We start from the raw sequence: 22,359 nt of genomic DNA, 5'->3' as shown, positions 1-22,359 counted from the left end.
CACACCTACAATGAACATCCCATCATCTACAGACATCGTGAGGACAACCTCCCACATATAAGAATGATGGAGTGGGGTTGTATTCCATATTACGTTAAGGAGCTGGAGAAGTTTAAAAAACAGCGTGCAACGATGCTCAATGCCCGGAGCGAACGTATATTGACCGATACAAAAAGTTACTGGAATAAGATAAAATCACGACGGTGTCTAATTCCTGTTACTGGCATATATGAACATCGTGCAATCAAGGGATGGAAAAACAAAGTACCTTATTTTGTGAAAGTAGCGGGAGAGCACATGTTCTTTCTCCCGGGGCTTTACTCAGTAACGGAACTGGTGGATACTGAAACGGGAGAACTCACCAAAAAGTGGACCTATACCGTCGTGAAACGAGCAGCAAATGGGTTAATGAAGCAGATTCATAATGAGGGGAAAACAAGTGGAGGATGCCGCTGTTTGTGCCATTTGAGACGGCTCTCCACTGGCTAGAGCATGATTTAACCGACGAAGAATACAAGCAAATTTTAGATTTCGAAATGACGTCAGAAAATCTCGAAGCAATACCTGTATTTAGCATTAGAACCTCGAAACTTCGTACGGACGACAAAGCTAAAAATGAGCAGTTTGATTGGGAAAACCTTCCACCGTTGGAGTTGGCTGATTAGAATGTTAAAAGCTTTCTACCGTTTTTCAAGATCAGCGGTTCGAAACTGATGTTCATGCGGAGTTCCATATGTCAATCTTAAGGGTTCACACAACCAATTCTTAAGGAACTAAGAGGCCTCTGAAAAAAAGAATTTAGTGGAGGTACTTTGTTAAGAAACAAAATGGAAATATGGTTAAAACACCACGTTGCTCAGGAAGCTTGCGCTGTATTCACCCGTGGAAATCGCTTGCTGGAAACGGCACAAACATTCGTGTATATAGAAGTTTTTAGGCAAGAGCACCTCTTAAACAAGTGTATCGGATACTCCGGAAGCAAAACTGCGTTACTATAGCCTAAAGACGTAGACACATTTCTTTGGAGTGGATTTTCGCATTTTTCTTGTTGACAGTTTCTAGTTGAATAGCTAAAACCAGTTTTGATCAACAAGAAAACGCGGACGTATGCTAGTGGTCTTAAATAAGTTAAGCACCTTTTGGGAGAATGGGTCTACATGATAAAACATTCGTATATTAAACCGTTGCCTTAAATTTTTTTATGAAGTCTATCCTACTTGGAATTATGTGTTATTTGCCTGTGGTTGTATTAGGACAACTCCAATTAATCAATCGTGACTTGACTAATCCAGATATGAGTTTATTATACAGTGGTATAGAAAACCATTTAACTATTGTTGGACAAAACGACTTTAGTGGGTTCCGTTTAACCTCAGCTACAAAATCAGACATTACTATCAAGGCAGAAACTATCGTTATCATTCCAATAACAAATGCCGGACTTGACACCTTGAGCCTTTTTAAAGGGAAAAAACTCCTTCTAACCAAAGTGTTTAAAGTTACAAGATTGAGTGACCCTATTGCTCAATTGGCGTTTACATCTGATACTGTAATATCTGTAAATAAAATCCTTGCTAATCCGTTCTTGACTGCCATATTTCCAAACAGTATTTATAAAACAGACATCGTGATTAAATTTTTTGAATGCTACATCTACAAGAAGAACGGAGAGAGGAATGTTTTTTCAACTGCAGGAAACAGACTATCTGAGGAAATGCTTACTGCTATAAAAAACCTATCATCTCGCGATGAGCTTGTCTTTAATGATATAAAGGCTGGTATTGCTCCAGTGTTCGGCACAAGAAAATTGCCTTCCATTAAACTAGCAATCCGTTAAGACTTTCAGTGGTGGACACAAGCCGAGTAAACAAAACAGCAGGCAACATGGCGTATTTGTGCAAGTGTGCTTTGATGTTGACAGTTTCGGCTGTAGTTCTTTATTCTGCTGCTGTTCGGTCGTAGGAATATCTATCAAGCTGTTATAATTAATCATCAACAGCAGTATCTTTAACCGGGCATTTGTTCGGGCTGATGTTTCCTGAATACCACCCGGCACAAATACGTCTAACGTTGGCTGTAATCTGCCTTTCATAAATAGAACCTTCAATGCTATTAAATGAAATCAAACCAAGTCCTTTTTTAACTGATTTCATCAGGTTGTATCGAATTATAGATTTTCATTTTACCGGTGCGGTAGCTATTCCCCCCAAGATTTATTCGCCACGACCGGAACAGTGTCTCCAATTTTATCCAAAAGACAGCGAAACTGTAAAACACCTGGATAGCGGCTCGTGCGTATCTAATAGAAAAGTTTCCTGTATAGGTCAGCATACAAAAGCGCTACAACGTTATGTAGGGCAAAACTTTCTAAGCATTCAGGTACTGTTTCAACCCGGAGCTTTCTACCGTATAACGGGTGTTGCCATGCACGAACTTGCAGATGTTTATCTGGATGCTGAAGATATATTTGGAAGTTGTGTCAGAGAAGTAAATGAGGAATTGTTCATATCAACATCTTACACGCAAATGATACGAGTCATTGAAACGTTTCTCAGCAAGCTTGTAAGGAAAACGAATGGGAAGGAGCATCCTGTTGATACGACGAGCAGAATGATGCTTCAGCAAAATGAACAATACAGCCTGGACAGCTTTTTAAAAACCAGTTGCCTTTGCCACCGGCAATTTGACCGCATGTTTAAAGAACGGGTCGGTATTCCGCCAAAACAGTTTTTGCAAATTATCCGTTTCGACAGAGCCTTCCGTATGAAGAACCGCTATCCCAACAAAGATTGGCTTTCAATTGCCATTCATTGCGGTTATCACGATTATCAACATTTGGTAAAAGATTATAGAGAGTTTACCGGCTATACTCCCAAACAATTCTTCGAAATTGATAACCAGGCACCGGAACGGGCTTTCGGTGATGCTGAAGTTTAAAAGAAGTCCAGTTTTTACCACTGTTTTCGCTTCGCTGCAAAATAGCTTTGTGTTATACTAAAATCACTAATATGACACAAGAACTTCCCCCTCAAATGCAATTGATGCAAATGCTTTTTGGCCTAACCGCTTCACGGGCAATTGGCGTTGCAGCCGAGCTCTGTATTGCAGATAGGTTGAAAGACGGACCCAAAAGTACAGAAGAATTAGCCGGACAAGCAGGTGTTCATGCCCGATCTTTATACCGGGTATTACGAGCCTGTGCAAGCATTGGCGTCTTTACAGAGGACAATGAAAATCGCTTTAGCCTTACACCCTTGGCAGAACCGTTGCTCAGCGATGTGCCGGGCAGCTTGCGGGCCTTTGCTGTTATGTTTACTACAGACTGGCAGTATCAAACGTGGGCAGACCTGCCTTACAGTGTCAAAACAGGCAAACCAGCTTTTGATGAAGTCTTTGGTATGCCGATGTTTGAATATTTCTGGACGAACCCGAAGGTGGGAAAAGAATTTAACGAAGCAATGACCAGTAACAGCGCCTTTACCAGTGAAGCAGTTTTGAACAGTTATGATTTTTCTACCACAACCAAAGTAGTTGATGTGGGCGGAGGCCATGGTTTCTTATTAGCTTCGCTATTAAAAAAGTACCCTCACCTTAAGGGCATACTTTTCGAAGTTCCGGTTATTGCAGAAGAAGCGAAGAGCTTGATGGATGCCTATGGCGTCGGAGACAGATGCGAAAGAATAAATGGAGATTTTGCCGAGTCCGTTCCGGCTGGTGGTGATATCTATATATTGAAACACATTATACACGACTGGAACGACGAGCAATGCGTTACCATTCTTGCTAATTGCCGCAAAGCAATGGCGCCAGGAGGAAAATTGCTGGTGGTAGAGATGGTATTGCCTGAAGGCAATGAACCATCTATTGGAAAATTTCTGGACTTACAGATGTTGTTATTTCTGCCGGGCTGCGAACGCACAGAAGCGGAATACCGAACATTATTTGAAAAAGCGGGGCTTGAAGTAAGCAGGGTACTACCAACACCATCACCTTTCAGCATTATTGAAGGAATTTCCAGGTAAAGCAGTTAATAATGACAATTTGGTAGAGAGAAAACTACAGCAAACAATCCCCTTGGCATTATAACAGCTGACTCACACCGCATCAGCTTTTGTTTCGCTACTACGCTGCAAAGTCAGCTTGACGTTATAAATTCAGCAACAGACTAAACGATGAACTTTTTATCTTCATTCAACTAACGTTATTGCGGAAGGAACAAGGAATACCGTTACAACGCCAAGCCCTTTTCGTTTACTGTAATGCAGCACAGTTGCTCGTCGCAGAATGCTCAAGTGGCATTGAATGTTCCGCGCATCTTTCTTATGATATCTATGTGTCATCCTTCTTCTTAAACTCGCTCCAGGGCACTTTGCTGCTATTCTTCGCTTGTTCTTTTCTGGACTGAGAAATAAATGGGTCCTTTTCTTCAGGCCATTTCATGTCTTCTCTTCGTTTTGCTGCTGCTGCTTTGTACTTCCGTACGGCGGTCGAGTTGTTCGACAATAGCGCAGCTTCAATATCGACCATATCATGAACATGCTTTGATGCATGTAGCCTGAAATAATTTGTTGCAAATTCAACATTGCTGTGACCCAGTTCCCGAACTTCTATCAGCTTTTTACCCGTTTTGCGCCATATAGTTACCCGATAGTGAGGATGTTTTATCAGCTTCAAAGCTAATAGTTCTGCATTAACAATACTAAAATATTTAGTAATCTTATTTAAAAAATAAGGCTAGCTGCGACAAGTTGCTATATCCTCAGAATACTATAGAGCAGAAATAAGGTTAAGGGTATCCAGACCAGGAATACTTTAACGGAGATTTCCCTGAAGCTGACCTCCTGTACAAAAACAACAAGATATATCCAAACCCAAAATAACTTAAATGCAGTCCACATACGTCAATTTAATTTATACTCGTGAGTTCCGCAAGGTTTTGACAAGCGATATTTAAAGGGCACTTGCAATTAGACGTTAAAATCGCCCTAATTTCAGGGGAAAAATTCAGTTTTGCCAAACCAAAGACAGCGACCTCACAGCCAGGCAATCAAACGCAGGTTTCTAAAAGCGGTTCAGGAGATTTATAACGAGCAGTATCCAAACATCACCGAAGGTGAGATTGCCCGGAACGTTGGCCTTCAACCCTCATATTACTCAGGGTTAAAAACCAGGGAGCAACGTACCCGAACCTGGAACACTGTGCCCTGTTCTGCAAAACATATGATATTTCCGAAGCTTGGCTACTTAGCGGAAAAGGACCAATGAGGTTAGTCCAAAACACGGACAAGAATGGGACTACTGTCTGATGACGTTTAGGTAGGTCTATAGCATTCAAAAACGGTCTGGCGAAACAGTTGCATTCGCAACCCTAACAGTTGTAGAAAGAGGGCTGCTGCCTGCATAAAGAAATGATCTTATGGCTAAGTATTCCCGCAGATCAGGTGTACAATTGATTAGGGTTCGTTGCTTCAATTCTATGCTGGTAAAATGCGGCCACTTGGCAGTAGGCTAAGCTAGGATACTCTGTTATCATTATCGGATTGCAATTCTTCCTCTAACGGTTAGAAACTTGGTCGACAAATTGAAACTTTAGCAATCTTTGCATTTGCAGGCAAATCAAATCGATTGAAATCCAGTTAAGGTCTCCAGCGTCCGTCGACGTAATCATTGTATTCGGGTGGGAGCTGTACGGGTAACGTATCCGTAGAGAAGGGGCGCCAGAGCAAGCTCAGATCCTATTGCTATTTTAGTTTATTCTATTTATTTTGTTAGGGATATCAAAGGATTCCTTTTTTTAAGGACAATTCAAAATCCAAATGGCAATGACTTACAATATATTGCTCTCTAAGACTTTCATTGTAGCAATCTCGGTCATTGTTGCTTTCCACTCCGCGTTTACCCAATACACCAGTGATTTAAGTCGTCAAAATCTTATGGGAAAGGTTCGTACAGCTCTAAGATCAAACTATGAGCCTAAAAACAATTCAGAACGGTTCAAAGAGAAAGATCTCAAGGATAAAACATTGTACGAGTTCAACGAGCAAGGAAATCTTATTCAGATGAGAGTTTACAACCATATCAACCTACTCACATTTCGATATTCCTACATTTATGATTCGGAAGGTAAACGTATTGTGGCTTTCAAATACAACAGTGAGGAAAATCTTGTGTCTGTGGACAGTTCGCAATACGACCTAAACGGTAATCGAACACTAGAGAAAAAGTATACCACAAAGGATAGTTTACAAAGTATTGACCACTACAGTTATGACTCAAAAGGCCGTATTATTGAGATGATGCGAAAAAACATATTGAATAAGATGCTCTTTAGATATAGATTTAAATATCACAATAACGCCATGTATACACATTCAGATTACCATGGCCAAGACAGTAGCCAGCTTGAAATCTATACATATAAGTTCGAACATTTTGACAAGGAGGGAAACTTTCGCAAAGCAGTAATCTACCGTGACAATGATGTGTACAGAATATCTAAGTTCAGTATAGCCTATTATTGACTGCTCTTAAATAAAAAGTTCAAATTTTAGCGACCGTTGGCGAAATCCCGATCACTGATTGGTTATTGTCTAACCTATAAGGGTGGCGGCTTGTCGTATTACCCGAGCGGCTTTTGTTATATAGCACGGTGTTTAAAATTAATTATAACTTTAGACCCTATTAATAAAGTTGATTATACTAATAAGTCAGCTGCAGTGGTTTACATAATTTACGAAGATTGTGAAAGCTTGTGGCCGATGATCCCCGACGAAGACGGATAGTGTATCCTCATCTGGATATTACGGATAATATTTTCCCATTTATTTTGGTGGATATTTTAACAGCGTATCACTCTAAAGTTTACCACCTGGGAGTCGCATTGGAACCTTTATTTCAGTGCAAAGTTTACCACTCTCTGGGCGTTGTTTGGTAACAATACGGCGTAAAACTGCAAATACAAAAGCTTAGATCAAAGCTCATTGGAGCATACCTGATAATTTAAGGGCAACCAGGTGTGTTGCTCAAGAAGCTTGCCTTGTATCACACCAGTGGAAGTCATTTGCTTGAAAACGGAGCAAACATTCGTGTATTTAGGAGCTTTTAGGGCGACAGCACCTTTGAAATTAGTGTGTCGAATACTCCGGGAGCGATAACGGCCGTCACTATAGCACAAAGACGTAGACACACTTCTGTGGAGTGATTTTTTCGCGTTGTTTCTTGTTGACAGTTTTGACTTGAATAGCAGAAAACCAACCTTTGTCAACAAGAAAAACGCGAACATAGGCTGTTGATAGTAAATGAATTAAGCAGGGTTTAGCGGCGGATGGCATTATAATTCAAAACATTCGTATATTAACACGTTGTGTGCCATTTACGATCTTTCGTCAAAACGGAAATAGAGAAGAACATTCATTTTATCAAAGCAATGACTAACACAATTTACAAAGAAAGCAAGGAACAGAAGAAGTTGTCTTTTTTTGACTATGCAATAGAAGTTGTAGGATGGTTACAAATAGTCGCTTCTCCGTTGATCAGCGGAATTATTGTTGGCGGACTTGCATACCTCTTAATAGGCAATACTGGCGGTATCGTTGTTGGGACAATTATAGCAATTGTGGCTTTGGTACTGGGTGTTTTATATGCCAACCGTGTTTGGAAGAAAAAAGGTACAATGAACTTCATGTCAAGTGTAAATGCAAGTCCTGAACTTGACTACCTAGAACAAGGCGTAGACCAAGATAAACGGCACACAACAGAGGCTTCCCAAAATGGCAGCTAAGTACTATTGTGGAGCTGCAAACACAATTAACAACAAAGCATAGGCTAAGCTGAAGCAACACAGACTTCTGCCACTTCGGAAAGCCTGTGGAATTTAAAATAGCGATTTGCCGAACAGATTGCTAATCCATTTAGCAAGGTTTGGAAACCATATTGAACAACTACATCATGTCTTCACGGTGTTGTAAAGGCCCTAAAGGACAAATAAACTAAAGGGTATCCATATCAGAAAAACGTTATGGCTTCACCGTCAACATACAAAGCGCCATCCCTAATAACATACTTTAGACTCTCAATTAGAGGGCTCAAATTCTCCTTCATTAATCCGTCCCTTACCATTTCGTTGATCTCTTCCTTATCAATTTTAATAGTGATCAAATTTGCGTTTGTGTCGTCGAATTCACGACGACAGCCCTCAATTCTATATGAGAACAGTATTATTTGCATGCTAAGTAACGTTTCAAAAAAATCCAAAAATCTAAGAAGAATTGAAATATACAACACAAACGAAAAGATAGTCTTAGGAACATTTGAATTCTAAATAGGTTGCATCAGGAGCATATCTCTGATGGCATATTGAGTAGACTTAAGAGTACCATACAGGGAACAAATGTGTTTGCGCTAGTTGGGCTGAGGGAGAGTTGCTGGTTATCAGTTTTCCCATCGGACTTCATAATAGTAGCATAGCTTTCTTAAGAAGACTCGAACAAACCATCTCGTGCTTCAGAGGGGTAGCGTAGCAGTATATTGGGGTTAAATGCTTGTCGCACGTTTACTGCTTAAAAATCAGAGCAGCATTTTAAAAAAAGATGAATTTGGACCAATTTTGGACGTGCAAAAATCTTGGCTTCTGGCAAAAGAAGGCAGGCCAACAAATACCAAGATTGAACTTTAATTCACGTAGATTCCGGATTCATTCATTATTTCTTTGCAAAGAATAAAAAACAATATACCTTCACAAGGTGAAAAGAAGTATGTCATTCTGTTGTTCGTTTAGTTGCTCTCAAGAAGCAAGCGGATAGTTATGTGATACATTAAAATAATCGTTACAGCCCGCTTGGTTTTATTACTAAGTGGGTTTTTTGTTTTTGGTGCAGTAGCAAAGTTGGTCTATGCAAACGACTGAAAATCGTTAGATACTGGTTCGATCCCAGTCTGTACCACGGGAATGGGCAATTGGCTGAGTGGTCAAAGGCAACGGTCTGCAAAACCGTACAATCGTGGGTTCAAATCCCACATTGCCCTCAAGGAGGTTGATGCTTAGTTTGGCTAACCCCAAGAGTGCAAACATTAATTCTGCGTCCAGGCAATATCAGGCGCCACAATCAGGAAGTGAGGCGCCTATCGTTTGTTGCATCTGTTGTGCTAGTAGCTGGCGCTTGACAGCATCAGGTTATCGCGTCAAGAAGATCCCAAGCAACTCTAAAATGCTAAATACCATAATGACAGCATAGGTGATGACAACCAGCATGACTTGAGGAGTGAAGATCGGATATGAAAGACAAATCAATCTGACTTTGGCTTCAACGAAGTGGTAGGCAGCATTTGAATTATAAAAGGATATTTGTAGTTTAGTTGTAGCACATGACTGACTTGGGTGCTATCAAAAAAAAGTGATGCGTATAATCTTCGTTTTCCTGTTGACTTTGGCATTTATATGTGTTAAAGCTCAACATAGTACTTCTTTACAAGGGAGGTGGAAGATTATCTCTATTGCCGATGAAGACATGTACTACAATTTTAAAAACGATTCGGTTTTTTTGTCGCCGGGGTTTAGTTCACCTATGGATAAAGCGCAGGCAAAGGAGCTTATAGCAGCACTTTTGGGTATGGCTGGTGAGGGTGTATTCGTATCTGGAAAAGATGGACATTATGAATTGCTGCACGACACTAAGCAGGATGGTGTAGGAACGTACATTGTTAAGAGTCGGGATAGTCTCATTACCGCAAATGTCACTAGGAATGGTGTAAAGGTTATTGAGCAAATGAAGTTTTATATAAAAGAGAAACTACTACATCTCACTCAAATTAACGACGGACCTCCCTTCAAACTGGTCTTAGAAAAGCTACCGGAAAACTAAACGATCACGATATGAGAAATCTACCTGCATGTGAGTTACAATGGAGAAGTTGGAAGCCATTACTCCGTAATATGGACACACCTAATCCTCAGCAAAGGACACCTTCCGCCTGGCTATCGTGGCCTGGGGTTAACGTATCAAATCTCAATTCCAGTGAATATCGATATGCTTAAATGTAGAAGTTTAGTACTTCAAATTGCGGGATGAGGAACACAGCCCCAAACCATCAGGTATTCCCAATATTCTCAATCGTGTTGGTAGGAGTTCTGGTGGCTAATTTCTTAAAGTATCGTCAGGAGGAACGACTATGGCAAAGTACCTCTTTTACCAGCGGACGTATTACTAACCTATCAGCTCCAAGGGACTTCCAACAAGTTTTTGCAGATTACGAATACCAAACAGATGGGAAAGTCTATTCGGGAAGAGCTGGTATTAGAAGCAAAAACACGTACGGAGATAAGGATTTGTTGAATATGATATTAATCGATAAAGTGTTTCCGGTAGTGTATCCGAATGGCAACCCAAGTAAAAGCGAAATGTTATTATCTAAGCAGCAGTACCTGAAATTTAAGGTGACTAGACCCGACTCTCTAAAGATATATTTTAAAATAATTGATAGCATTTCGAATGTAAGAAATTAAGGTTCTCTGCTAACAACTGCTTGCATGCAATAAAAGGTTTAGAAATGGACATTCCTCCTGTTTCAACGGTTGTGAAGCTTATGGTGGATAGTGATATTGACCATCAAAAAATCAGACCCGTCATTTCTAATTACTGGAGAGTTTGTTAATTAGCACCTATTTAAAAGATGCTCGACAGCGGTTACTCCCGCTGCCGATAAACCACAATTGCGTCTCCAGATAGGTCGTCTTCAAAGCGAGTCTCTTTTGTCCAGGCATTTGATTGTTTGATCGAAGCTTAGATCATTACCTTAATATTTGATTCTCTTTACCCTGACGATACACCACGGGACAGGCTCCACTGGCGTTTTACTATCCGTCAGGTATTCTCTAATGGCATCTTTGTTTTTCACCTCTACAAAAAGCCTGTACTGATTTACTTCAAGTCCAAATCTTTCAATGAGCGTTTCCCTAATATCGTGGCAGTAAAATGAATGGAAGCCGATACCGTCTACTCCTATAAAGTCGTAATGGAGCGTTTCCGAATCCTTCCGATAGAGCACTATGAGCCTTTAATACCGATGAGCTAAGCTGTCGGAAAACAGCATTTTCATACGGAAGTACGGTATACCTTTTATATGAGCAAAAAAACCCTTTCGGGGTTTTAAGCTTGTGTTGAGTTAAGGATGTAGTCAGCCGCCTTTTGAGCTTGGGATGCTGCTTTAAACACCAGGGTTTTATCGTTTTGAAGTGCTTTCAGCCATCCCTGGATGTAAGCTGCAGCATTCTGGATTGTTGGCTGTTGAATACCGGCAACTGCGCAAAGGAACGAGGCAGTAAGTTCTGCGGTAAGCTCCTCTTTCGAGTAGTTTATTCCTCGAAAGCGGTCTGTCTGCATGAGCTCTGAGCGGTTGAGTCGTCATGTATGCCCGGTGCTGTGTGCCAGTTCGTGAAAGAGGGTTGCATAATAAGCTTCATCTAAATGAAAGAGACCTCTTATGGCATTGTGACCCGGTCATTTGCGGGTTGATAATAAGCCTGATCTCCTGCTGTCCGAAGTTGCGGTTTGCAAGGCATTGCTGAAATGATGTCTTCACAAGCAGAAATAGTATTTACCTGCTTCCGAAACATGCTTTCGATCTGAGGCAGCTCCAGTCTTTCGGTCTGATTATAATTGAAGACGGTGTGAACTTTTGGAACCATCCTGGTTCGTGTAGGCTCAGATTCGCTATTGGTAAGCTGCTCAGTCTCCCGAGTGTTGTGTTGATCTTGCAGGGTCGCCCAATACGTGATGCGTACTCCTTTTTCACCTTTTATGATTGTTCCACCCAACTGCTGAGCTTGCTTAAAGGTGATGAAGTAAGGCGTCTTATACCGCTTGGCCATAGTTACAAAGTTTAGCCAAAAGAGGTTCCATCCCCTGTACGGCTTATGTGAAACAAGGTTCTGCGGCAGTCCCAAAGAGTTCCACCCTTTCTGCCATACAACGTGTCCTTGCTGGAGAGCTTCGATAACTGTGTTTGTTACATCCTGGTAAGCATCGTGGAATTTTTTAGCTTGGTTCATAATCTTAAAGTTTTGTTGTTAGGAAAAAATTGAATTATGAAACCGTCACAGCCAGTAGGAGGGAATAAGGGCAAGGTGGAGACCCTACAAAAATCAGGACATGGAATAAATTGGGAAAGGGTAGGAGTGAGGGCAACTTTATGCCGTGAAAGCCTGACTTTTTTCAGGTACTACCTTGGTATGTAGGATTGCGCTGAGGTTCCCGATTCCGGTCTCCCTGGCTAACCTTGTGAAAAATTGAATTGTAAGTGTGCGTGGGCTAGATTTATAGAAGGGAAACAACTATCAGCAACATGATCTGTCAAAGGAAAAATAGCAGAGCACAAGTGTTTAGCTTTTTTCCTTGAGGGATCATACCATTGGCGCAGCAAGGTTGAGTGAGTGCATGAATGGGAGAGAAGGCCGCAATGGCACCCAGGGAAGCAGCGCAGCCAGGCTTTGTCGATGCCTGTGCATCATGCTTAGCAAGTGTGCCAGGCATTGAAGAAAGAATAGCGCTGAGCGGGTAAAGTGAAAGCAGGATCGACCAGGGAAGGCATGAACTGAACCTTGCTGCATCGGAGCCTTTCAGTCAAACGGAGCGTCGCCCGTCCGACTCGCGCAACCGGGCGGGCAACGATGTTCCTTCAGGAAACAACCGTTCACCCCCCCCCATAATTTTTTTTCGGCAAGCCTTCTTCTGATTACAATTTCTGATTTTGGCGCTTTTAACTATCCCTAACTGTTATCTATATGCAATCCAGTATTCTGGACGATGTTTGATAAGTATTCCAATGGGGTGTAAAACGCCTTAAATGGGTCTCGTAAGAACCACGACTAATCTTTTTATCGTGGACAGGGAAAGTCCTAGAAACAGTATGAACAAAGCCGTAACATCAAGGTTGGCAAGAAAGGCAAAATTCATCACTCTTTTGCATATTAAAGACTTCCCGTATTCAGAACGTGAGTAATTTACAAACTCTGATGGCTAACCAATAGACATCAAATGCCCTCCTTTTTTTTGTATTCGCTCCAGGGCACTTTCCCGCTTTTCTTCGCCTGTTCTTTTTGGGATTGAGAAAAGCGCTTTTTTCTTCAGGCCATTTCATCTGCTCCTTTCCCTTTGCTTCTGCTGCTTTATACTGGTTTACAGCTCTTGAATTGTTGGACAAAAGTGCAGCTTCAATGTGTACAATATCATGAACATGCTTCGCTGCCTGTAACCTGAAATAATTGGTTGCAAAATCAACATTAGTGTGCCCAAGTTCTCGAACCCCTCTAACAGTTTTCCCAGTTTTTCGCCATATAGTTAGCCGATAGTAAGCCAACTTGATTTTGTTATCAGTTTTAAAAGGCGCGGCAGGTTTTCGCAACTTGATTAGCGTTGAACTTACTATGTTCCCGGCATAATTACGCAGAGTGCTATACCTTTATGAACACTTGTTATCATCTTTTTATTCCTAGTACTTTACGTTCGTTTTGAACCTTAACGACCCAGGCGTCATATTCGCCACGATTACCACTGACATCTCCATCATTGCTGTTTGTTAATCCTACAATAACGTATTTCCTATCAGACTCTTCAATAATTGACCTTGCTTCATCATTGCCGGAGCCACCAAACGTTCTTTGCCATACTGTGTTTCCACTGCTATCGAGCTCTACTATCCAGGCATCAGTATCACCGCGGCCGGTTAAGATCCCATCCTTGATCGTTGTATAACCCCCTATAATGGCACCTCCAGCGGCAGCTTTTACAACTGCGTTCGCATAATCACTTTTTAAACCACCCACAGTCTTCTGCCAGACTATTTCCCCGTCAATATTAAGCTTTAATACCCAGGCATCCCAGAGCCCATGATTACCCCTCACATCTCCGTCATTGCTGGATGTGCGCCCTGCCAATATAAAACTTCCGTCAGAACCAATTGTAACGGAGGTGGCATAATCGCTGCTTGAGCCACCGAGTATTCTATGCCACAGCATTGTGCCGCTGCTGTCAAGCTTCGCTATCCAGGCGTCATTGACACCATGTGGGCCATCCAAATTGCCTTTATTATCGGTGGTGGTATTACCAGCCATAATGTAACCCTTGTCATCAGTTGCCATTATAGAAACAGCATGTCCGTACCCATTTGAACCGGCGCGGCAAGTTTTCTCCCATTGTATTTCGTCGCGACTATCAAACTTTACTATCCAGGGCTGGCTGCTTTTAGATCCAGCCATGATGTATCCCCCGTCAGACGTAAGTGTTACGGAGCTAGCCCAATCGTTGCTTGAACCACGCAGTATTTGCTTGGATAATATATTTCCACTACTATCGATTTTGACTATATATGCGTTAGTGCCCTCATGCATCCCTCTTGCGTCTACGGGCTGACGGTCAGTGGTGCCAACCAGAATACAAGCTTTATCGAGAGTTACAATAACGGAAGCTACATGACTTATTGCAAAGCCATATCCCAGTGTTTTCTGCCAAAGTATGTTGCCGTTACTATGAAGCTTTAATATCCAAGCAGAAGCCTGTCCCTCCTTGCCACCAACTACATCACCATTTTTGCTATTAGTGCTGCCTGCTATAACGTAGCTGCCGTCGCCGCTCTTTACAATACAGGTAGCATAATCTATCTTTGTTCCACCGTAAACATTGCTTAACTTTATTGTATAATTATCGGGCAATTGATCGTTCTTACATTGGCAACTATTTAATAAGACAAATAATATCGCTAAAGTAATCGAAGGGTTCTTTTTCATAATCTGGAAATTTCTGGGATGAGCTATGTCTCGGTAATGAGTAGAAAATTAGTAATTTTCTTTCCACCATTTGTTTTTAAAGGGAGTTCACACTCAGTTCTCTTTTCCCGAGATTGGTCGACAAACATCAAGACGTTCTCAGCCAGCAGCAGGTAAACTATTCACTTGAGTCCGTTAATGAAAATATCACTTCTATTTTCTGCATTGTTACACTCGTCGAAGAATCGGCTATCAACGTAGACAAAATGAAGTATTTGCATACTTAAGACTCCAGGTATTTTAGAAATCTACCCGAGTAATTTGTTGTTATTTGGCGCTCTAAAAATACGCGTATCGTACTTCTCGGAAATGGCACAGCGAGCTTGCATTGTACTTAATTTAAGGCCTTCTAATAATTTACTATATATAAGCTACTTCCGTAATATACCGTACGTCGGAACCGGCACTTTCCCTTGTTCCAGCGTTCGGCCAAGTCGATCCCCGATGTTTACCGGATGCAATCATCAATAGATTCTTGTCTTTTTGTTTCTTGAAATGGTATTTGTGCACCATTACTCATTACTACGAAACCTCCGTCTGTGCGTACAAACTCTAGTATCTTTTTTGTATTCACCAGGAACTGTCTGTCGGTATGCATTCCAAATTTGGTCTAGTTCTTTTTTACGAGGTTTCGACGAATTATATCCCTCCTGCGGAGATCGCGATATAAAGCTCACCTGATTTCACGCCCGCAAACTACATCGCTAAGGAATGACGTACTTTTCGTGATGCTCATCCCATGATACAGGACAGCACCGAAGAAAAGAAAGCTACCAAAAAATAACGCTGCAATTATCGATAGACCTAAACCTGCTGTCACGTAAACTAATAGTACTAGAAAACCGGTTGTCATGACGAAACTCCATGGAATACTATCTCTCATGATCATCTCTACAAGGCACCCATTTGGGTAGTCGATTATACTAGCAAATACTTGGACGTTGAGTTTGCCTCGTCCGAGTATTATTGTCAAGTTGATCTCTAAATCGAAGTTTTCTATGGTTCCCATCCATGCTAAACTAGATGATGAGTTATCGCGTTTTGTATCAAGTATCGAAGCTAGCCTCTCACGGGCCACATTACGGTTCACCGGAAGCGCAAACCGCCTTTTGGTGTCGTATTCAAACCAACGCCTCTTAGGAACACCAAAAAAGGAATGGCCAAAACTGTTTTCATTTTTCATCTAAATGCATTTAGGCAAAATCAAACTGTTAACCAGAACCCACAGTAATAGATCATCGGGTCAGGTGATAGCTTTGACCCTTCAAAACTACCGCGAAGCGGCACAGTTTTGCTTCGGAAAAGTAGTGGACATCACTTTTTAAACTGTAGGTTTTTGTCTTTTGGCACGTGTGCCATCAAAGCCGTGGCGCGTTTTGAAAAGGTCCCGTTGATAGGCTGGCTACCTAGGCCTGTGGAGAGATTGAATGGTGAACGTATTTGCGCACATTACGGTAATAAAGTGGCTGTACCCCATAAATTCGTTTAATGTACCTCAAATATTACAGGCTGAACAACTTGGTAAACAACTTTATGATAATTCAGGATAGCTGGCTCCCACTTGGGTCCTCTCTTAATAAGCTTAACAGCCTCAGGGCCACAGACGGGGCAAGTCTTAGGAACATCAAGCGCTTCCACATTACTGACGTTCCCATATATGTCGACAATAAAGCTCACTCTTACCAGGTGAACACCGTCTTTAATAACATCCTGTTTGAGAGATGTTTTACTTAGATTAACCTTTACGTATTCATTAAAGGCTTGGTCACCTCCCGGAAAACTTGCAGGATGTTCAACCTTGGTAAAAACTTTACCGTAGTCGTCCTTTCCTGCGGTAGGTATTCGAATATCTTCAGTCTTGAGAATTAAAACTTGCGGTTTACCTTGGAACTCCTCGATCTTGCCAGTTACACATATTTGCTGGTTGTTTAGACTGTCTTCCGGCTTATAATTCAGCTTTTTTCTGACGTCCACAGGTATTACCACAGTTAATAACTGATTTGGAAAAGTATTACCCATGCTTAACAAGGTCAGCCTAGTGTTACCTCTCTCTATATACCGAACACTATATATTTTGCCGCATGTAGATATTGTATCTCCAATGCGTTGTGCTGCCTGACTTAGAGGAAAACTGTTTAGGCGCTGTGCAGAAATTATTAAGGGGAACAGCAGTATAATGATTAACGAGACCTTTTTCATATATAAGTCAACTTATTTGTGTTTGTACAAGATAAAACTAAGAAACGTCTAATGAAAGGGGGGGCCGCAGAAAAAAAGGTTAGCAGTTGAAGTGGACGTTCATTTGACCTGCTTCAGAATGAGTGAATTCACGAAGCTTTAGATCAATTAAGTCGTGACTTTTACAATTACGAGGGTAGAAAACGAAATCCATCCGGATGCGTATAGTTGAAAGTATTACGTTTCTGGTTATAATGCAAAATGGCAGTGGGCGAGTTCTGGTATCTAGGCGACCAAAGACTCTTATATCTGATTACATTTGACTAAGCTGTAAAAGGATCGTTGCCAGGCTCTTGCTTTTAACGTGTTTCTAAGTGAGCCATAACCTGATCAGAACCGTACATAATACGTTTACCAAAGCCTGCATCGATAATTGAGTTTAAGTAACAATGGAATTCCGCACGGGTAACATCAAGCTAATTACCGCTATAACCGATGTAGTGTCTCTATTAGCTGTAAAGTGTTTGCCGGTGTTAGTGTAAGAAAGGATCATTGTTCACTTTTTTGTATGTATAAAATGACATAAAATGGACTTGACGGTTAATATTGTCCTTTTCGGTTTCGCAAGCACTCTTGCAGCTTTTGGAGGTGAAACATCGAAGAAAACTACTGAACCTATATTCAAAAGGATTACTAACCGCGGATGAATTTCTCTGATTTGCCTTGTCCTAGCCTGTACTGTTGGCGTTGTGAAGGAAGTAATAGATAGTGCTTCTTCTTCAAAGGAAGCTGAACGGCGAAGATACCTTAAACAGCAATTAACAATAATTCGAGAGCAATTGAGAGCTGCGAATAACAAACTACAAGAACTTGCAACGATGGTTGAGACAGTACCAAGACAAACACATACCGAGTATATATCTGTTCCAGCACACGGGAATAAATTGCTGAGAGCATCTTTGTATGGCGGAGATGAATTCAAGTATAACATCTATTGCCAAGGTCTTTATTTACAAACAGGTTTCGGTGAATATTATTTGAACCCGAGGTTCAATTCATTAATAATTGCTGGTAGAAAAGGAATACCGATGCGGGCAAAATTGCTTAATAGATCAAATTCGCCTTGCGATATGAAAGGTAATGTTTATTCAATTCCGAGATTAAGACCAGAGTAAAAATAGCCTCCTCCGAAAAGGTACTAGACTATTGAACTTAATTGGTCGCGTTCACGAATTGCTGGGAGTGGATTTTGATGTTTCGTGTAGATATAAATTCTCTCAAAACCTTCGCAACGGCCGAGGAGTGTGTCACCGCCTTGATGGAAAGAATAGGAGCAAGCTGTTACAAGGAAGGTTGGTTAAAAAGCGTGAATACAGCAAACTTCATTTTGCTGTACACTCTCAAAATGTGGCAAATTTGCTCTGGTTTAAACTGCTTAAAACGTCTTACTTTACCTGATGGCTTACCAAAACCTACGAATACTAAAGCACTTTGGCAAGAAAGTACGCACGATTAGAACTGAAAGGAAGATGTCGCAAACAACGCTAGCCATCAAGACAGGTTTTGCTTTAAGTCAAATCGGTCGGATTGAGCGGGGAACTGTAAATACGTCGATCAGCCATGCTGCAGCGATTGCCAAAGCATTGGAATATTCCGCCAGGCGAGCTATTCATCTAAGTTCCATTTAGAACTCACTTTTGCTAAATTGCTAACTCATAATTAAGTGATTAGATCATTGTAGATCAAGCTGACATGTTAATGAGCAAAAAAACCCTTCCGGGTTTTAATCTTGTGTTGAGTTAAGAATGTAATCAGCTGCTTTTTGAGCATGTGATGCTGCTTTAAACACCAGGGTTTTATCGTTTTGAAGTGCTTTAAGCCACCCTTGTATGTAAGCTGCAGCATTTTGAATTGTTGGGTGTTGAATACCGGCAATTGCGCAAAGGAAAGAGGCAGTAAGTTCTGCGGTGAGTTCCTCTTTCGAGTAGTTTACTCCACCAAAGCCGTCTGTTTCCATGAGCTCTGGGCGGTTCAGTCTTGAAGAGTGCCCGGTACTGTGTGCCAGCTCGTGAAAGAAGGTAGCATAATAAGCTTCATCTGAGAGAAATAATCCTCTGATTGGCATCGTTATCCGGTCAACTGCGGGTTGATAGTAGGCCTGATCTCCTGCATTCATAACTTGAGGTTTTGAGGGCATTGCTGAAATAATGTCTTCACAGGCAGCAATACTATTTACATCTTTCCGAAACATGCTTTCTATCTGAGGCAACTCGAGACCTTCGGTCTGATCATAATTGAAAACCGTGTGAACTTTTGGGACCATCCGGGTTCTTGTCGGCTCAGTGTCGCTGGTGGCAAGCTCCTCTGTTTCGCGGGTGTTGTCTTGATGCTGTAGTGTCGCCCAATAAGTTATCCGTACTCCCTTTTCACCTTTTCTTATAGTTCCACCCAGGTTTTGAGCTTGGTTGAAGGTGATGTAGTACGGCGTCTTATAGCCTTTAACCATAGTAACAAAGTTCAGCCAAAAGACGTTCCATCCCCGGTAAGGCTTGTGGGAAACTAAGTTTTGTGGCAGTCCCAAAGCGTTCCAGCCTTTCTGCCATACAATGTCTCCTTGCTGGAGAGCTTCAATGACCCTGTTTGTTACGTCCTGGTAAACATCATGGAATTTGTGAGCCTGGTTCATAACTCTTGATTTTTTGTGTGTGAGGGAATTGAATTATGGAACCATTTCAGCCAGTAGGAGGGAATAAGGGCAAGGTGGAGACCGGAAAAAAATCAGGAACATGGAATAAATCGGACCGAACGGTAGTGAGGGAGAATTTATGCCGTGAAAGCTCTATTTTTTGTGGTACTACCTTGGTGAGCTGGCCTCGTGGAGAGGTTCCCGTTTCCGGGCTACCTGGCTAACTTTGTTCAAAAAATTGAATTGTAAATGTGCGTGGGCCTAAATCAATTGCTTGAAGACATTAGATCAATGATCTGTTAAGAAAGAATGCAGCAAAGCAAATTTGACTTAGGTTCTTTTCTCAAAGGGATCATACGCTTATATCAAGCGAGGTTTAAGTGAAATGCATGTATGGTAAAGGAGGCAGCAATGGAACCCAGCGATCTGGTGTAGTCCAGGTTCCCCGAAAGGTATGTGCAGCACCGAAGCGTAGCTTACTGCAGCTTTGTGAGGTGTGCCATACCGATAGGAGCGAAGGGTAGGAGCAAGCGGGTAAAATGAAGGCTGAATTGACAGGAGTGCATGAACTGAACCTGGCTTATTGAAGCCCTGATGGGCTAAGCGTCCGGAACAAATGTCTGTCCAGAGAACAGCAGAAGAAACCTCATGGACGGTCTACAGGAAGTTAAGGCGTTTGGCCGTTGTACTTTTGTTGCAAGAGCCAATGTTCTCTCTCTGTCGTAGTCACCTGACCCTTGACGGCTGCAAGCATTGCCACACGCCAAAGACAGCTGCTCGCAAGTTAACTGCATGAGAGGCTTTAACGTATAGTTTCGTTCCCGGAGTATTGCGGCTTTTCCTTCCATAGCTCAGTGATATCAATATCCGTTAGGTATTGATCCAGTGGCCCGGTGGCTGACGAGCAAAAGCCCCAACAACTTATCTTTGATGAGCGGAAGTGCGTAGGTTTGGGGCAACGGATCACGGAGGCCCTTGCCTTCACCAAGCCGTTCAACGGTAATAGCGATATGAAATGAAATCACGACAACTTAGAGATTTTTACAAGGAAACTTCGGACCTAAATAATGCTTTTACACACTATTTTTTCGTGTGGACACAGTTCACTTTAGATTACACTGATGACATTGCTGAAAGTCCAGATGATTTAACCGAGACATATTTTGAAGGCAACCATTATGCACCTAAGCACCGGGTTCGCTTAAAAGAACTTTCAAATGAACACGCAAAAACTAATGAAACATTATTACAAGGAATATTCATCCTTATTCTTTCACACTTCGAAGATTACTTAAAGAGTATCCATGAATTTTCACAAAAAATAGACGACACGATTAAACATCTTGAGCAAGGAGAATTTGAAGATGACTCTTTGGTAATTGATAAAACTTTGAATAGAATTGGTGTTGACAAAGCGTCTATCGCACCGGAATATTTCGACACGTATGACTTTCTTAGATTGAAAAGAAATCGTCTTGTTCATAAAGGTTCCGAGAAAATAAGCAAGAGCATCAGGGACTTTATTGGAAAGAAAGGAAAAGGACTGAATACTTTCTGGAAAGAAACATTACCTAAAGGGCTTCAAGGGATAGACTTCACCAGCAAGGAGGAAATGGATAAAATAGAGTTCAATACTCTCATAGACACATTGAATACACTGAGGGGTACGTCAGCTAAAATTGATGAGGCAATAATTAAAAAGCTTGGAGTAGTAGAAATATCTAAAAAAGAAGTTCTTCCAAAGTTCATTGAAGATACAAAGACAAAACTTAAACGACTATCTGAAAAAAAAGTTCAGAGTATGTTTGCCGGGTACTGTAGGACCGAATATGGGTTTACACCAAACGAGAATATTGTGAAACAAATAGTGGACGACATAGCTTAACAGGCAAAGCGGTTCCTTGGAGTTGAAATTTTGTTCCGACTCCAAGAACTAATGGTGGTTCGAGTCCGCCTGTCGTTACAATGTTGCTATCGCTGTGCGCTCGTACGCTCGTACAGCATCTTATCCATTTACCATTACTAATAGCGGGGGATCTTTCGCGGAACAATTTCGCCTCGCTTTCAGCATTAAACTATTAATAAACATGAACTTATAGAATTGAGTTTAAATGTGCCCCGAAGAGTTAATGCATCATCTCATTATATTCTTCAGAGTACATATGTCACTTAACATTTTATAACTCATAGGAATTGATAACAGTTTGAATTTAATGCTTACATGTTTAGTTTAACTTAATATAAATTCCTAAGTACCCGACTTCTGGACACAATTTTACCCAGAAATATCTGGCTTGTCGCATCGCCGGAACATGTAGTTGTATTTGAGAGCCTTCAATTGTAAAGAAGTCGCCTAGCGATACTTCTTTTCTGGACCTATGGCATTCAAATGTGGCCTAGCGGCAGTCTCGTAAAAAGGCATACATAAAACTCATATAGCTCAGGCTTAAGGATTTTCATTTTATGAAAGTCCGGATACTTGATGTTCGAACAGAAACACCCTTATGAGTCACTAAGGCTGGCGGAACCTTCAAGAATAGATATTCATGCTTTCTAATTGTAAATTCCGCTGATATTGACCCCCCTATTCCGGTGATGTTGACCCCCTTTGTAAAAGTGGATGATCAGTAAGCAAAGAGCGGTTATGAACTGGAGTTAAGTAATTCTCGAATGTATA

The 22,359-nt window shown here is 41.4% G+C and carries 18 protein-coding genes, 3 tRNA genes and 1 pseudogene; 15 read left to right on the top strand and 7 right to left on the bottom strand.

Annotated elements, in window-relative coordinates:
• The 5 genes from EXU57_RS24825 to EXU57_RS24805 all read left to right on the top strand — a co-directional run.
• Positions 1–489, top strand: a 489-nt coding sequence (locus EXU57_RS24825; protein ID WP_165958298.1) for an SOS response-associated peptidase, incomplete at its 5' end; no start/stop codon positions are given.
• 47 nt (positions 490–536) lie between these two features.
• Positions 537–665, top strand: a complete 129-nt coding sequence (locus tag EXU57_RS25790; protein WP_262708576.1) for a hypothetical protein — start codon at positions 537–539, stop codon at positions 663–665.
• 536 nt (positions 666–1,201) lie between these two features.
• Positions 1,202–1,837 carry a GldM family protein gene (locus EXU57_RS24815; protein WP_133270970.1) on the top strand — a complete coding sequence of 212 codons (636 nt, stop codon included), beginning with the start codon at positions 1,202–1,204 and terminating at the stop codon, positions 1,835–1,837.
• Positions 1,838–2,106: 269 nt separating this feature from the next.
• The gene (locus EXU57_RS24810) at positions 2,107–2,937 is read left to right on the top strand and encodes a helix-turn-helix domain-containing protein (RefSeq protein WP_133270969.1); all 831 of its coding nucleotides are present in this window, start codon (positions 2,107–2,109) and stop codon (positions 2,935–2,937) included.
• A 71-nt stretch (positions 2,938–3,008) separates the two neighbouring features.
• Entirely contained in the window at positions 3,009–4,022 is a 1,014-nt protein-coding gene (locus EXU57_RS24805) for a methyltransferase (protein ID WP_133270968.1), read from the top strand.
• 307 nt (positions 4,023–4,329) lie between these two features.
• Here the strand turns inward: EXU57_RS24805 and EXU57_RS24800 are convergent, their stop codons facing one another.
• Entirely contained in the window at positions 4,330–4,674 is a 345-nt protein-coding gene (locus EXU57_RS24800; protein ID WP_133270967.1) for a hypothetical protein, read from the bottom strand.
• 336 nt (positions 4,675–5,010) lie between these two features.
• On the opposite strand from EXU57_RS24800, the gene EXU57_RS24795 reads away from it, so the two are divergent.
• From EXU57_RS24795 to EXU57_RS24770, 6 genes are all read left to right on the top strand, one after another.
• Positions 5,011–5,265 (top strand): hypothetical protein, encoded by a 255-nt coding sequence (locus tag EXU57_RS24795; RefSeq protein ID WP_133270966.1) that lies wholly within the window; start codon positions 5,011–5,013, stop codon positions 5,263–5,265.
• 557 nt (positions 5,266–5,822) lie between these two features.
• The gene (locus tag EXU57_RS24790; RefSeq protein WP_133270965.1) at positions 5,823–6,521 is read left to right on the top strand and encodes a hypothetical protein; all 699 of its coding nucleotides are present in this window, start codon (positions 5,823–5,825) and stop codon (positions 6,519–6,521) included.
• Positions 6,522–7,426: 905 nt separating this feature from the next.
• On the top strand, positions 7,427–7,780 hold the full coding sequence (locus tag EXU57_RS24785; protein ID WP_133270964.1) for a hypothetical protein: 354 nt from the start codon (positions 7,427–7,429) through the stop codon (positions 7,778–7,780).
• Between the two features lie 1,089 nt (positions 7,781–8,869).
• Positions 8,870–8,942, top strand: a tRNA-Phe gene (locus EXU57_RS24780).
• Between the two features lie 7 nt (positions 8,943–8,949).
• A tRNA-Cys gene (locus EXU57_RS24775) sits at positions 8,950–9,024 on the top strand.
• A 371-nt stretch (positions 9,025–9,395) separates the two neighbouring features.
• Positions 9,396–9,860 (top strand): hypothetical protein, encoded by a 465-nt coding sequence (locus EXU57_RS24770; RefSeq protein WP_133270963.1) that lies wholly within the window; start codon positions 9,396–9,398, stop codon positions 9,858–9,860.
• 1,284 nt (positions 9,861–11,144) lie between these two features.
• On the opposite strand, the pseudogene EXU57_RS24765 reads toward EXU57_RS24770, so the two are convergent.
• The 5 genes and pseudogenes from EXU57_RS24765 to EXU57_RS24745 form a co-directional block, all read right to left on the bottom strand.
• Positions 11,145–11,384: pseudogene (locus EXU57_RS24765) on the bottom strand (zincin-like metallopeptidase domain-containing protein); the annotation flags it as partial.
• Positions 11,385–11,476: 92 nt separating this feature from the next.
• Positions 11,477–12,046 carry an ArdC-like ssDNA-binding domain-containing protein gene (locus EXU57_RS24760; RefSeq protein ID WP_133270961.1) on the bottom strand — a complete coding sequence of 190 codons (570 nt, stop codon included), beginning with the start codon at positions 12,044–12,046 and terminating at the stop codon, positions 11,477–11,479.
• A 1,425-nt stretch (positions 12,047–13,471) separates the two neighbouring features.
• Positions 13,472–14,779, bottom strand: coding sequence for a hypothetical protein (locus tag EXU57_RS24755; protein ID WP_133270960.1), 1,308 nt, complete (start codon positions 14,777–14,779; stop codon positions 13,472–13,474).
• A gap of 712 nt (positions 14,780–15,491) precedes the next feature.
• Entirely contained in the window at positions 15,492–16,001 is a 510-nt protein-coding gene (locus tag EXU57_RS24750; protein ID WP_133270959.1) for a hypothetical protein, read from the bottom strand.
• A gap of 302 nt (positions 16,002–16,303) precedes the next feature.
• Positions 16,304–17,017 carry an energy transducer TonB gene (locus EXU57_RS24745; RefSeq protein ID WP_133270958.1) on the bottom strand — a complete coding sequence of 238 codons (714 nt, stop codon included), beginning with the start codon at positions 17,015–17,017 and terminating at the stop codon, positions 16,304–16,306.
• Between the two features lie 728 nt (positions 17,018–17,745).
• On the opposite strand from EXU57_RS24745, the gene EXU57_RS24735 reads away from it, so the two are divergent.
• Together EXU57_RS24735 and EXU57_RS26035 are read left to right on the top strand one after the other, a co-directional pair.
• A complete protein-coding gene (locus tag EXU57_RS24735) occupies positions 17,746–18,171 on the top strand; it encodes a hypothetical protein (RefSeq protein ID WP_133270956.1) in 426 nt (141 codons plus the stop codon).
• Between the two features lie 282 nt (positions 18,172–18,453).
• Positions 18,454–18,684, top strand: coding sequence for a helix-turn-helix domain-containing protein (locus EXU57_RS26035; protein WP_133270955.1), 231 nt, complete (start codon positions 18,454–18,456; stop codon positions 18,682–18,684).
• Positions 18,685–18,779: 95 nt separating this feature from the next.
• Here the strand turns inward: EXU57_RS26035 and EXU57_RS24725 are convergent, their stop codons facing one another.
• Complete coding sequence (locus EXU57_RS24725; RefSeq protein WP_133270954.1) at positions 18,780–19,682, bottom strand: ArdC family protein; 903 nt, start codon at positions 19,680–19,682, stop codon at positions 18,780–18,782.
• Between the two features lie 1,015 nt (positions 19,683–20,697).
• Here EXU57_RS24725 and EXU57_RS24720 point away from each other — a divergent pair.
• Positions 20,698–21,567, top strand: a complete 870-nt coding sequence (locus EXU57_RS24720; RefSeq protein WP_133270953.1) for a hypothetical protein — start codon at positions 20,698–20,700, stop codon at positions 21,565–21,567.
• Positions 21,553–21,645, top strand: a tRNA-OTHER gene (locus EXU57_RS25280). The genes EXU57_RS24720 and EXU57_RS25280 overlap by 15 nt, the downstream gene beginning before the upstream one ends.
• Positions 21,646–22,359 lie beyond the last annotated feature (714 nt).

This window comes from Segetibacter sp. 3557_3, assembly GCF_004354985.1.
Lineage (GTDB): Bacteria > Bacteroidota > Bacteroidia > Chitinophagales > Chitinophagaceae > Segetibacter.
This window is presented reverse-complemented; position numbering and strand designations above follow the sequence as displayed.